This is a genomic window from Sphingopyxis granuli, assembly GCF_001559015.1.
Taxonomy (GTDB): Bacteria; Pseudomonadota; Alphaproteobacteria; order Sphingomonadales; family Sphingomonadaceae; genus Sphingopyxis; species Sphingopyxis granuli.
Genome location: NZ_CP012199.1, coordinates 1374469 through 1387389, shown reverse-complemented (window position 1 = coordinate 1387389; position 12921 = coordinate 1374469). Strand labels below are relative to the sequence as shown.

Genomic DNA, 12921 nt, shown 5'->3' with positions numbered 1-12921 from the left:
GCCGTCATTCGGCAAATAATCCAAGGTCGTCCGCACGATGGCGGCCAGGGCGGATTTCGAAACGGACGAAGGAGCCGATGGCGTCGATGTGCGCTTCACCGGGCGTCTGACGCTCGCGCGGCTCGGCGACCTGCCCGCCCGGCTCGACGCGCTGGGACCGGTCGCGACGCTCGACCTTTCCGCGATCGAGCGAATCGACACCGTCGGCGCCTGGATCGTGACGCGCACCGCGCAGGCGCACGACGCGAAGGTGGTCGGCGCCAGCGAAGAGGCGCAGCGACTGCTGAAGGCGCTGGCCGACGACAAGAGCGAATATCGTATCCATCGCGACCGGCGGCCGATGTGGGCGCGCATGCTCGAGCAGATCGGCACCGCGAGCCTCAGCATATGGCGCGAGCTGGTCGGCATCGTCGATTTCTTCGGCGCGATGATCATTGCGCTGTTCATCCAGATTCGCGCGCGACGCCGCATCCGCTGGCACGCGATCGTCACCCGCTTCCAGACCGTCGGCGTCGACGCGCTGCCGATCATCGGGCTGATGAGCTTCCTGATCGGCATCGTCATCGCGCAGCAGGGCGCGGTGCAGCTGCGCCAGTTCGGGCTGGAGGTGTTCACGATCAACCTCGTCGGCCGCGCCTCGATCCGCGAGCTGGGGCTGCTGATGACCGCGATCATGGTCGCGGGCCGGTCGGGCTCCGCCTTCGCGGCGCAGATCGGCACGATGAAGCTGACCGAAGAGGTCGACGCGATGCGCACGATCGGCGTGTCCCCGATGGAAGCGATCGTGCTGCCGCGCGTCGCCGCGTCGACGATCACCATGCCGCTGCTCGGCTTCTATGCCAGCATTTGCGCGATCGTCGGCGGCGGCGCCTTCTGCTGGGTCGGGCTCGACCTGCCGCCGCTCACCTATATCCAGCGGCTGCGCGAGATCATCCCGATGACCGATTTCTGGATCATGCTGATCAAGGCGCCGGTGTTCGGCATCCTGATCGGCGTCACCGGCTGCTATGAAGGGATGCAGGTGCGCCAGAATGCCGAGGAGGTCGGGCGCCGCACGACCTCCGCGGTCGTCGCCGCCATCTTCCTCGTCATCGTCCTCGACGCCTTTTTCGCCGTCTTCTTCTCGACGATCGGGTGGAACTGATGAGCGCCGGCGAGCAGGAAGAGGAGATCCGGCAGGAGATTGCGGCGGCCGAGGCGGTGCGGCCCGAGCAGTTCGAATATGCGATCCGCGTCCGTGGCCTCGTCAACCGGTTCGGCGACGCGGTGGTCCACGACGGCCTCGACCTCGACGTGCGGTCGGGCGAGATACTGGGGGTGGTCGGCGGGTCGGGCACCGGCAAGTCGGTGCTGATGCGGTCGATCGTCGGCCTGCAGATTCCGACCGCGGGCGAGATCGAGGTCTATGGCACTTCGCTCGACACCATCGCCAACGAAGAGGAATCGCGCGACCTGCGCCGCCGCTGGGGGGTGATGTTCCAGGGCGGCGCGCTCTTCTCGACGCTCAGCGTTGCGGAGAATATCCAGGTGCCGCTGCGCGAATATTATCCGCGCATCGACCAGCAGCTTCTCGACGAGATCGCCGCCTACAAGGTCGCGATGGTCGGCCTGCCGCCCGATGCGGGCCCCAAATATCCGGCCGAACTGTCGGGGGGCATGGTCAAGCGCGCCGGGCTGGCACGCGCGCTCGCGCTCGACCCGGCGCTGCTGTTCCTCGACGAGCCGACCGCCGGGCTCGACCCGATCGGCGCCGCCAAGTTCGACGCGCTGATCCGCGAGCTTGCCGACACGATGGGGCTGACCGTCTTCCTGATCACCCACGACCTCGACACGCTCTATGCGACCTGCGACCGCGTCGCGGTGCTGGCCGAGAAGACGGTGATCGCGGTCGGGACGATCCCGGAACTGCTTGCCACCGAACACCCCTGGATACAGGATTATTTCAACGGACCGCGCGGCCGCGCCGCGACGGAATCGCACGAGCGCGTCCCGCGCGATAGGAAAAGCTGATGGAAACACGCTCGAACAATGTGCTGGTGGGCGCCTTCGTCCTCTTCTTCACCGTCGCGCTGGCCTTTTTCGTGGTCTGGCTGGCGAACGACAGCGGCGGCGCGAAGCGCGAATATGACATCTTCTTCAAACAGTCGGTCGACGGGCTGAACAAGGGCGCGCAGGTGCAGTTCTCCGGCGTGCCGGTGGGACAGGTGCGCCAGATCGCGCTGTGGCCCGACGATCCGCAGTTCGTCCGCGTCCGCATCGAGGTGGAGGAGAGCGTGCCGATCCTGCAGGGCACCACCGCCGCGCTGGAGGGCGTCGGCTTCACCGGCGTGTCGCAGATCGCGCTCGACGGCGCGGTGAAGGGGGCGCCGCCGATCAGCGACAAGGGGCCGGCGGGCAAGCCCGTGATCCCGACGCGCGTCGGCGGACTCGGCGAACTGCTGAACACCGCGCCACAGCTTCTCCAGCGCCTTTCGACGCTGTCCGAACGGCTCGCCGAACTGGTCGATGACGAGAATCAGGCGAGCATCAAGGGCATCCTCAACAATGTCGAGCAATCGACCGCGATCCTCGCGCGCAACGGCCCCGCGCTCGAAAAGGCGCTCGCCGACACGCGCATCGCGATCCAGCAGACGGGCAACGCGGCCGAGCAGATCGGCAATCTCGCCGCCGCGACGCAGGGCACGATCGACCGCAACGTCGACCCGGCGATGCGGAATCTGCGCGACACGCTCGCCTCCGCCAACCAGTCGATGCAGACGCTCGAACAGGCGATCTCGGACGCGCGGCCGGGCCTTCGCACCTTCAGCGAGACGACCGTTCCCGAAGCCAATGCGCTGATCCGCGACCTGCGCCGCACCTCCGCCTCGCTCTCCAGCCTGACCGACAAGCTCGACCAGCAGGGCGCCGGCGCCGTGATCGGCGGCAGCAAGCTGCCCGACTACAAGAAATGAGGATTCGTCCGATGCCCAGCCGCCTTCGCACTCCCCTGACCCTCGCGCTCGGCGCCCTGCTGCTTTCGGGGTGCGTCAGTTTCGGCGGCAAGGTGCCGCCCTTCCTGCTGACGCTCGATGCCGACGCCGCCCCGACGGCGGGCGAGGCGCGCACTGCCAGCGACGCCGCGACGCTGACCATCCTGATCCCCGCCGCGCCGCAGAAGCTGCGCACGACGCGCATCCCGGTGCAGCAGGACGACGCCAGCGTCGCCTATGTCAAGGACGCGCAATGGGTCGAGGCGCCGCAGCGGCTGTTCCAGCGCCTGCTGTCCGAAACCGTCGCCGCGCGCACGAACCGCGTGGTGATCGACGAAGGCCAGTATCTGACCGCGCCGGGCGAGCAGCTTGCCGGGCAGCTGATGGAGTTCGGGGTCGATGCGCGGTCGAACGAGGCGATCGTCGTCTACCAGGCGATGCGCGTCGGCGCGGGCGGCAAGACCGTCACCCAGCGCCGCTTCGAGGCGCGCGAGCCGATCGGCGGCCGGGTCGAGGCCAAGCCGGTGGGCGAAGCGCTGACCCGCGCCGCGAACAAGGTCGCGAGCGACGTCGCGGGATGGCTGGGGAACTGAGATATCCCGCCTCGTCATTGCGGGCGAAACGAAGCAACCCGAGTAGAACGCGGAACCTAAGATCGGTCAGATTAAGGACGCGCCGCTCCAGCGTAAACCGCTCCGGATTGCCTCGCAAGCAATGACGGTTCCAATTCACGGCATTCCGATCTAAGCGCGCCGCGCAGCCACGCTGCGGCTTGCGCGCCTCTTTCGGGTTTCCGGCGCGCGCCCTTCCCCCGAGCCCGCCGACCGGAAAGGACTCTTCATGGGATGGATCATCCTCGCCATCGCCGTTTTCACCGAAATCTGCTGGGCGCTCAGCCTGAAATGGGCGGCGACGGTCGGGACGTGGCAGGCGTCGGCGGTGCCGGTGACGCTGAGCTTCGTCAACATGGCGCTGCTCGCCTTCGCGATGCGCGAGATTTCGGCCGGGACCGCCTATGCGATCTGGACCGGGCTGGGCGCGGTCGGCGTGATCATCGGCGGCATCCTGCTGTTCGGCGAAAAGGTCAGCGCGGTGCAGGTCGGCTTCATGGCGCTGATCGTGATCGGCGTGGTGGGCACCAAGCTGTTTTCGGCCGGGTGAAGAAGAGCGCGGAAACGACCGAACGTCGCCATTCCCGTTTTTTTCGCTTCGTCGTTCCCGCGAAAGCGGGAACCCAGGGAGAGGCCAGCCGCCCCACGCTCTGGATCCCCGCTTTCGCGGGGATGACAAGATCGGAAATGGCTGGAATCTACCCCACCAAACTCTTGCTCGCCTGCTCGGTCGCGTCGCGCGACAGGCCCGGTTGCGCCAGGATGCGGCCCAGTTCCGCCTTCATCAGCGCCGCCCGCGCCTCGTCGAAGCGCTTCCAGCGGCCGAGCGGCGGGATCAGGCGCGCGGCGGTCTGCGGGTTCTTCGGGTCGAGCGCGATGACGAGGTCGGCGAGCAGGCGATAGCCGGCGCCGTCGGGGCGGTGGAACGCCGCCTGATTGGCGGTGAAGGCGCCATAGAGCGCCCGCACGCGGTTGGGGTTCGCCAGCGTGAAATCGGGATGGCGCGCAAGGTCGCGCACCGCATCGACGGTGTCGGGGCGCAGCGACCACGCCTGCACCTGGAACCATTTGTCGAGCACGAGCGGATTGTCGCGGTAGCGCTGGTAGAAGATGTCGAGCGCATGGGCGCGCTCGTCGCTGTCGCCGTGCGCGAGCGTCGCGAGCGCCGCCTGCCGCTCGGTCATCCCGTCGGCGTCGGAGAAGATGGCGAAGGCCAGCGCGGGCGCGTCGTCCCTTGCCGTCGCCCCAAGGTAGGCGAGCGCGACCCCGCGCAGCCGGCGGCGCCCCTTGGCGGCGGGAGAGAGATCGGTCGCGGGCGGCGCGGGATCGGCCAGGATCGCGCGCCATTCGCTTTCGAGCGCCTCGCCGATCGCGGCCTGCAGCGCGAGCCGTTCGCGGCGGATCGCGTCGGGATCGACCGTCACCATCTGGTCGCCGATGAAGGCCTCGCTCGGCAGCAGCACCGCTTCCGCGACGAAGGCCGGATCGGCGGCGGCGCCCGCCAGCGTCTCGCGCACCGCATCGACCACCGCGCCGCGCTCCGCCGCCTCCCCCGACACCGCCGCGACGAGCGTGTCGAGCATCAGCTGCTGCAACGCTTCGTAGCGCGCGAAGGGATCGTCGTCGTGCGCCGCGAGCCACGCAAGTTCGCCCGGCGCGCGCGCGCAATCGACGATCACCGGGGCAGAGAAGCCGCGGTTGATCGACAGCATCGGCCGGCCGGCGAAGCGGCCGAGCGGCACCGTCGCGTCGGCGTGGTCGAGCAGCACGAGTTGCTCCGCCGTATCCTGTGCCGCGCCGTCGCGGTCGAACGCCTTGATCCGCAGCGGGATCAGCATCGGCGCCTTGTCGGGCTGTCCCGGCGTCGGCGGGATGGTCTGCGCGAGGTGCAGCACCCATTCGCCGCTCGCCGCGTCGCCTTCGAGGCGCGCGGCGATCCGCGGCGTTCCGGCCTGGCTGTACCACAGGCGGAATTGCGTCAGGTCGATGCCGGCGCCGTCTTCGATCGCGCGGACGAAATCCTCGCAGGTCGCCGCCTCGCCGTCGTGGCGGTCGAAATAGAGGTCGGTGCCCCGCCGGAACCGTTCGGGGCCGACCATCGTCGCCATCATGCGGATGATCTCGGCGCCCTTGTTATAGACGGTGGCGGTATAGAAATTCGAGATTTCCTGATAGCTGTCGGGGCGAATCGGGTGCGCGAGCGGCCCGGCGTCCTCGGGGAACTGCGCGGCGCGCAGCACGCGCACATCCTCGATTCTTTTGACCGCCGCCGACCCCATCGCGGCCGAAAAACTCTGGTCGCGATAGACGGTGAAGCCCTCTTTCAGGCTGAGCTGGAACCAGTCGCGGCAGGTGACGCGGTTGCCCGACCAGTTGTGGAAATATTCGTGCGCGACGACCCCCTCGACCCCGTCGTAATCGGCATCGGTCGCGGTGTCGGGGTCGGCGAGGATATAGCGGGTGTTGAAGACGTTCAGCCCCTTGTTCTCCATCGCCCCCATGTTGAAATCGCTGACCGCGACGATGTTGAACAGGTCGAGGTCATATTCGCGGCCATAGACCTGCTCGTCCCACGCCATGCTGTGCTTGAGCGAAGCCATCGCGTGGTGGGTGCGATCCTGATCGCCCGCGCGCACCCAGATGCCGAGTTCGACCCGGCGCCCCGACAGGGTGGTGAAATGATCGCGGTTGACGACGAGGTCGCCGGCGACGAGCGCGAACAGATAGGAAGGCTTCGGCCACGGGTCTTCCCACAGCGCCCAGTGCGTTCCGCCTTCCCCCTCGCCCGTCGCGACGCAATTGCCGTTCGACAGCAGGATCGGGAAAGCGGCCTTGTCGCCTTCCATCCGCACCCGGTAGCGGCTGAGCACGTCGGGACGGTCGGGGTGGAAGGTGATGCGGCGGAACCCTTCCGCCTCGCACTGGGTGCAGAGCATGGAGTTCGAGGCATAGAGCCCCATCAGCTGGCTGTTGGCGGCGGGGTCGATCCGCGTATCGACCTCGACCACCGCGGCGGTCCGGTCGCCCAGATCGACGACCAGGTCCGGCCCGTCCATCCGCCAGCCGTTCCACGCCTCGCCGTCGACGCGCACCGCTTCTGCCGTCAGCGCGTCGCCGCGCAGCACGAGCGGCGCCGGGGCATCGGCATCGCGCACCACCGACAGCGCGGCCGTCACCCGCGTCTCTTCGAGCCCGAGCGCGAAATCGAGCGCCACCTCCGGCACCCGCCATTCGGGCGGGCGATAGGCGGTGCGATGGATGGTGACGGGGGGGACGGGAGAGGAGGACGCGTCGGTCATGTGCGGAAGAAACCTCGAACGAGAATCGTTCGCCCTGGGCTTGCCGAAGGGTCGTCCTTCGTTTCGGCGCCGAAAGAAAGGACGATGCTTCGACAAGCTCGGCACGAACGGAAAAACTGTCGGTCATTGTCCTAGGCTTGGCGGCTGCGCCGCGCAATAAGGCGACCCATGAGCAACATGCTGATTTTTGGAATGGGCTATGCGGCCGGGCACCTCGCGGCGCGGCTGCGCGCGCGCGGGTGGGAGGTCATCGGCACCACGCGCGACGGACGCGGCGACAGCATCGCCTTCGCCGATGCGCCGGCGGTGCTGGCGGCGCTGCGCGACGCGACACACATCCTGTCGTCGGTGCCCCCGGCGGGCGGGGGCGATCCGGTGCTCGCCCGTTATGGCGAGGCGATCGCCGTCGCGCCGGCGACGTGGGTCGGCTATCTGTCCTCGACCGGCGTCTATGGCGACGCGCGCGGCGCGTGGGTCGACGAGAGCGCACCCGTCCACGGCCGCCGCGCCGACCGCAATGCCGCCGACGCCGCGTGGCAGGCGCTGCGCGGCGACGGGCGCGTCTTTCGCCTGCCCGGCATCTATGGCCCCGGCCGGTCGATCCTCGACCGGATACGCGACGGGCGCGCGCATCGCATCGCGCTGCCCGGACAGGTCTTCAGTCGCATTCACGTCGACGACATCGCGGGCGGCGTCATCGCGTCGCTGCGCGGGCCGGCGGGCGTCTACAACCTCGCCGACGACGAACCCTGTTCGCAGAACCGGCTCGTCGAATGGGGCTGCGCGATACTGGGGGCGCCGCTGCCGCCGCTGCAATCGCTGGACGACGCGGCCCTGTCGCCCGCCGCGCGCGCCTTCTATGCCGAGAATCGCCGCGTCGCGAACGGCAAGGCGAAACGGCTGCTGGGTTGGGCGCCGACCTATCCGACGTGGCGCGAGGGGTTGAGGGCAATGCTCGATTGATCTCACGCAAAGGCGCGAAGGCGCAAAGAGAAAAATCTCACACAAAGACACAAAGAGGGCGGCCTATATTGCCACCTCTCCTTTGATCCGCAGGCACAGCAGATAAATTGACCGGACTTTGTCCGGTCCTTTCCCCATGCACCCGACGGGATGATAAACGGAGGTCGATATTTCCTCCGCCCTCTTTGTGTCTTTGTGTGAGATTGTCGCTACGCCGCGCCGGATTATTCTCTTTGCGCCTTCGCGCCTTTGCGTGAGCTTTTCCGAAAAACCGCCCCGGCTACAGCAGCACATCCACCGCGTGGATCAGCACCCCGACCAGCCCGCCGACCAGCGTGCCGTTGATGCGGATATATTGCAGGTCGTCGCCGACCGCGCTTTCCAGCCGGTCGGTGATCGTCTTGGCGTCCCAGCCGCGGATCGTGTCGGACACCAGCCGCAGCGCCGTTTCGCCATAGCTGTCGACCATGCCGACGACCGCGCGGCGCGCGTAGCGGTTGAGCGTGCGCCGGATCGCCTCGTCCTCGCCCAGCATCGCGCCGAACTGGGTGATGAGTTCGCCGATGCGCCCCGCGAGCATGGTTTCGGGGTCGCGTGCCGCCTTGAGCAGTGCGGCGCGGCCCTGCTCCCACAGGCCGTCGAGCCAGCGCTTGACCGCCTTGTTCTCGAGCAGTTCGTCGCGGACGCGCGCGACCTTCGCCTTGACCTCCGGGTCATGCTGGAGGTCGAGCGCCATCTTGGCGAGCCCCTCCTCGACGCGGATGCGCAGCGGGTGGGTCTCGTCGACCGCCATTTCGGCGAGCAGCTTCGACAGGCCGGCGACGATGCGGTTCGCGATGCTTTCGTCGAGCCCGGTGAAGCGGACGATCGCGTTGCTGTTGTCGTGGACCATCTGGTGGATCAGATGCTCGTTGAGTTCGAGCGTCTTCGATCCCCACCCGACCATCGCATCGAGCAGCGGCTGGTGCCGCCCCTCCGCCAGCGCGGCCTGCAGCGCCTGCCCGAGCAGCGGCGCGACGTCGAGTTCGCGCAGCCGGTCGGCGATCGCCGACTTGACCATCCCGCCCAGCCGCTGCTGGTCGAGCGCACCGAGCGCGTCGGCGATGATCCGCGACGCGCCGAGCTTCAGCCGCCCGCCGCCCTCGGCCGGTTCCGACAGGAACTTGCCGACCGCGCCCGCGACGTCGACCGTCTGCATCTTGCGCGCGATCAGGCGCGGCAGCAGGAAATTGGTGAGCAGGAACCGCGCCAGCGTGTCGCCGATGCGGTCCTTGTTGCGCGGCACGATCGCGGTGTGCGGGATCGGCAGCCCCATCGGGTGGCGGAACAGCGCGGTGACCGCGAACCAGTCGGCGAGCCCGCCGACCATCGCCGCCTCCGCAAAGGCGCGCACGAATCCGATCGCGGGGTGCACGTCCTGATAATATTTGGCGCTGACGAAGATCAGCGCCATCACGACGAGCAGCCCGGTCGCGACGACCCGGATGTTGAGCCCGCCCGTCGGAACCGCGACGCCCCAATGGTCGGAGGGCGCGCTCGGGCGGGCGGAGGTCGGCTCGGTCATGCCCAACAAATGGCGAAGCGCGGCAAAGGTTGCAACCGGCGCGCCGTCCGCGCGCGCCGATGTCGCCCCCGCGTCACTCCGCCGGCGACGGCGCCGGGTCGCCGTGCGGACGCGTGTCGTCGCCCTTGCGATAGGTGAGCAGGTTGGCGGAGAAGAAGCGGCCCAGGCGCTTTTCGATGCTGTCGGCCAGGCTGAAGCCAGCCGGGACGATCAGCAGCGTGAGCAGCGTCGACAGCGCCAGCCCGCCGATCACGACGACGCCCATCGGCGCGCGCCACGCCCCGTCGCCCGACAGTGACAGCGCGGTCGGCACCATGCCGGCGATCATCGCCACCGTCGTCATCACGATCGGCTGCGCGCGCTTGCGGCCCGCATCCTTGAGCGCCGCGAGCTTGTCGACGCCATGGTCCATCTCCTCGATCGCGAAGTCGACGAGCAGGATCGAGTTCTTCGCGACGATGCCGAGCAGCATCAGCAGGCCGATATAGACCGGCATGGAGATTTCCATGCCCGTGATCCACAGGCCGAGCAGACCGCCGAGCGGCGCGAGCAGCAGCGACGACATGTTGACCAGCGGCGACAGGAAGCGGCGATAGAGCAGCACCAGCGTCGAGAAGACGAGCATCAGCCCCGACACGACCGCGATCATGAAATTGGTCGCCAGTTCGGCCTGCCACTTGGCGTCGCCCTGGATGATCTTGCGCACGCCCTGCGGCATCGACTTGACCGCCGGCAGCGCGTCGATCCTGGTCTGCGCGTCGCTCGTCACCAGCCCCGGCGCGAGGTCGGCGCCGATCACGATGCGCCGCGTCTGGTTGTAGCGGCGCAATTCGGTCGGGCCGGCCCCGAAGCCGATCTCCGCCACCGCCTTCAGCGGCACGGTGGTCCCGCGCGAGGTCGGCACGGGCAGCGTCTCGATCGTCGCCAGGCTGCGGCGCGAATCCTCCGACAGCAGGACGCGGATCGGGATCTGGCGGTCCGACAGCGAGAATTTCGCGGCATTCTGGTCGATGTCGCCGATCGTCGCGATGCGGATCGTCTGGCTGAGAGCCGCGGTGGTGACGCCGAGTTCGGCCGCGAGGTCGAGCCGCGGCTTCACAATGATCTCCGGCCGCGGAATGTCGCCCTCGATCCGCGCCGAGCGCAGTTCCTTGAGCTTGCTCATCTCCGCGACGATCTTCTGCGCATGGCGTTCGAGCAGCACCGGATCGTCGCCGCCGATGATGAAGGTGATGTCGCGGCCCGAGAAGCCGCCCGCCTGGCTCTGGAACGAAACGCGCGCGTCGGGGATCGCCGCCAGCTTCGGCTGCAGGCCGCGTTCCCATTCGACGCTGGTGACCTCGCGATGCTTCTTCAGCGTGATATAGACCCCGCCGCTGCCGACCTGGACGTCGTAGAAGGCATTCTCCACCGCCTTGTCGTCCGCGAGGATCGCGTTGATCTCGTTCGAGACATGCGTGCTCTGCGCCAGCGTCGAGCCCGGCGGCAGCTCATATTTGATCTGGCTGTAATCGCTGTTGATCGTCGGCTGGAACTGGTTCGGCAGCTGCGTGAACAGCAGGATGCTGCCGAGGAAGGCGAGCAGGCCGATCCCGACGATCCACACGCGATGGTCGAACAATCGCGCCCAGAAACGCCGCGCCATGAACATGGCCCAGTGGGTGAAGGCCCATTGCCGCATCCCCGCCGCATAGGCGAGCGCCCCCACGACGATCTGCACCAGCCCGACGAGCAGATAGGCGGCGACGAAGCTGATCGGCGTCAGCAGCAGGAAATGGATCGCGGGGTTCGGCGCGTCCTGTCCCACCGGCACCGGCTGGAAATAGCGGAAGGCCATGAACAGCACGGCGAGGCCGGCGGCGATCAGCGGCACGGACAGAAAGGCCGGCCGCGTCGCGATGGCCTCGTAACGCGCGCGAACCGCGTGATGCTTGCTGTTGTCGAGCGTCCAGGCAAGGATGCGTTCGTAGCGGTCGATCCACGGGCCGCCGGCATGCTCCTGCTCGCCTTGCGCCGACAGGAAATAGGCGGCGATCATCGGCGTGATCATGCGCGCGACGGCCAGGCTGACGAGCACCGCGAAGACGACGGTCATGCCGAACTGGATGAAGAACTGCCCGGAGATGCCGGGCATCAGCGCCACCGGCAGGAAGACCGCGACGATCGACGACGTCGTCGCGACGACGGCGAGGCCGATCTCGTCGGCGGCGTCGATTGCGGCCTGATAGGCCGTCTTGCCCATTCGCATGTGTCGGACGATATTCTCGATCTCGACGATCGCGTCGTCGACGAGCACCCCGGCGACGAGGCTGAGCGCGAGCAGCGACAGGCTGTTCAGCGAAAAGCCCATCATGTCCATGAACCAGAAGGTCGGGATCGCCGACAGCGGGATCGCCATCGCGCTGATCAGCGTCGCGCGCCAGTCGCGCAGGAACAGGAAGACGACGACGACGGCAAGCACCGCGCCCTCGATCATCGCGGCCATCGAGCTGCGATACTGCTCCTTCACATATTCGGTCTTGGTGAAGAGGATCTTGAAGTCGACCTTGGGATTGTTCTTCTTGATCTCGGCGAGCTTCTTCATCGTCTCGTCGTGGACGGTGACGTCCGACGAGCCCTTCGCCTTCTCGATCGAGAAGGACAGCACCTGCTTGCCGCGGATCATCGCGAGGTTGCGCTGTTCGGCATAGCCGTCGGTCACCTTGGCGATGTCGGCCAGGCGGACGGTGCGGCCGTTGCCGATCGCGATGCGCGTCTCGCCGAGCTGGAAGGCATTGGCAGCGTTGCCGAGCACGCGCACCGCCTGTTCGGCCCCCGCGATCTCGGTCCGGCCGCCCGCGGCGTTCAGGTTCACCTGCCGCAGTTCCTGGTTCACCTGGCTCGCGGTCAGGCCATAGCTTTGCATGCGCGCGGGATCGAGGATGACGCGAATCTCGCGATCGACGCCGCCGGCGCGGCTGACCTTGGCCATGCCGGGGATCGACAGCAGCTCCTTGGCGACCGTGTTGTCGACGAACCAGCTGAGCTGTTCCAGCGTCATGTCGGTCGCCTCGACCGCGAAATAGGTGATCGGCCCGCCCGCCGCGTCGATACGCACCACCTGCGGTTCGAGGATGCCGTCGGGCAGGTCGCTGCGGATCTGCTGAACCGCCTGATTGACGTCGTTATAGGCGCGGTCGATCGGCGTGCCGATCGCGAACTGCACCATCGTCCGGCTGTTGCCCTCGCTGACATAGGAGGACATTTCGTCGACGCCGCTGACCCCGCGGACCGCCGCCTCGACGCGCTGCGTCACCTGCGTCTCCAGCTCCGCCGGCGCGGCGCCGGGCTGCACGACGATGACCTGGACCAGCGGGAATTCGACGTCCGGATTGTCGTTCACATCCATCCGGTTGAAGCTGACGAGGCCCGCCAGCAGCAACAGGATGAACAGCACGACCGGCGGCACCGGATTGCGGATGCACCAGGCGGAGATGTTGCGAAAGCTCATGATTCAAACGCCTTACGTGCTGGTC

The 12921-nt window shown here is 67.8% G+C and carries 9 protein-coding genes; 6 read left to right on the top strand and 3 right to left on the bottom strand.

All coding sequences use genetic code 11. The annotated features are described in order from the left end of the window. Positions 1 to 37: 37 nt before the first annotated feature. The 5 genes from SGRAN_RS06385 (at position 38) to SGRAN_RS06365 (ending at position 4130) form a co-directional block, all read left to right on the top strand. Positions 38 to 1144 carry an ABC transporter permease gene (locus SGRAN_RS06385; protein WP_067181724.1) on the top strand — a complete coding sequence of 369 codons (1107 nt, stop codon included), beginning with the start codon at positions 38 to 40 and terminating at the stop codon, positions 1142 to 1144. Beyond that, positions 1144 to 2010: an ABC transporter ATP-binding protein gene (locus SGRAN_RS06380; protein ID WP_067181721.1), complete on the top strand. Its 867-nt coding sequence runs from the start codon at positions 1144 to 1146 to the stop codon at positions 2008 to 2010. Before SGRAN_RS06385 ends, SGRAN_RS06380 begins: the two co-directional genes overlap by 1 nt. Beyond that, entirely contained in the window at positions 2010 to 2951 is a 942-nt protein-coding gene (locus SGRAN_RS06375) for an MlaD family protein (protein WP_067181720.1), read from the top strand. Before SGRAN_RS06380 ends, SGRAN_RS06375 begins: the two co-directional genes overlap by 1 nt. Positions 2952 to 2962: 11 nt before the next feature. After that, positions 2963 to 3562 (top strand): ABC-type transport auxiliary lipoprotein family protein, encoded by a 600-nt coding sequence (locus SGRAN_RS06370; protein WP_067181717.1) that lies wholly within the window; start codon positions 2963 to 2965, stop codon positions 3560 to 3562. Positions 3563 to 3809: 247 nt separating this feature from the next. Continuing rightward, positions 3810 to 4130, top strand: coding sequence for a DMT family transporter (locus SGRAN_RS06365; protein ID WP_067181715.1), 321 nt, complete (start codon positions 3810 to 3812; stop codon positions 4128 to 4130). 148 nt (positions 4131 to 4278) lie between these two features. Here the strand turns inward: SGRAN_RS06365 and pepN are convergent, their stop codons facing one another. Then, positions 4279 to 6879, bottom strand: a complete 2601-nt coding sequence (pepN, locus tag SGRAN_RS06360; RefSeq protein WP_067181713.1) for an aminopeptidase N — start codon at positions 6877 to 6879, stop codon at positions 4279 to 4281. 168 nt (positions 6880 to 7047) lie between these two features. Between pepN and SGRAN_RS06355 the strand changes: the two genes are divergently transcribed. Then, entirely contained in the window at positions 7048 to 7842 is a 795-nt protein-coding gene (locus SGRAN_RS06355; protein WP_067181710.1) for a Rossmann-fold NAD(P)-binding domain-containing protein, read from the top strand. A gap of 280 nt (positions 7843 to 8122) precedes the next feature. On the opposite strand, the gene SGRAN_RS06350 is transcribed toward SGRAN_RS06355, so the two are convergent. Continuing rightward, positions 8123 to 9406 carry a DUF445 domain-containing protein gene (locus SGRAN_RS06350; protein ID WP_404950404.1) on the bottom strand — a complete coding sequence of 428 codons (1284 nt, stop codon included), beginning with the start codon at positions 9404 to 9406 and terminating at the stop codon, positions 8123 to 8125. A gap of 73 nt (positions 9407 to 9479) precedes the next feature. After that, positions 9480 to 12896 carry an efflux RND transporter permease subunit gene (locus tag SGRAN_RS06345; RefSeq protein ID WP_067181707.1) on the bottom strand — a complete coding sequence of 1139 codons (3417 nt, stop codon included), beginning with the start codon at positions 12894 to 12896 and terminating at the stop codon, positions 9480 to 9482. Positions 12897 to 12921 lie beyond the last annotated feature (25 nt).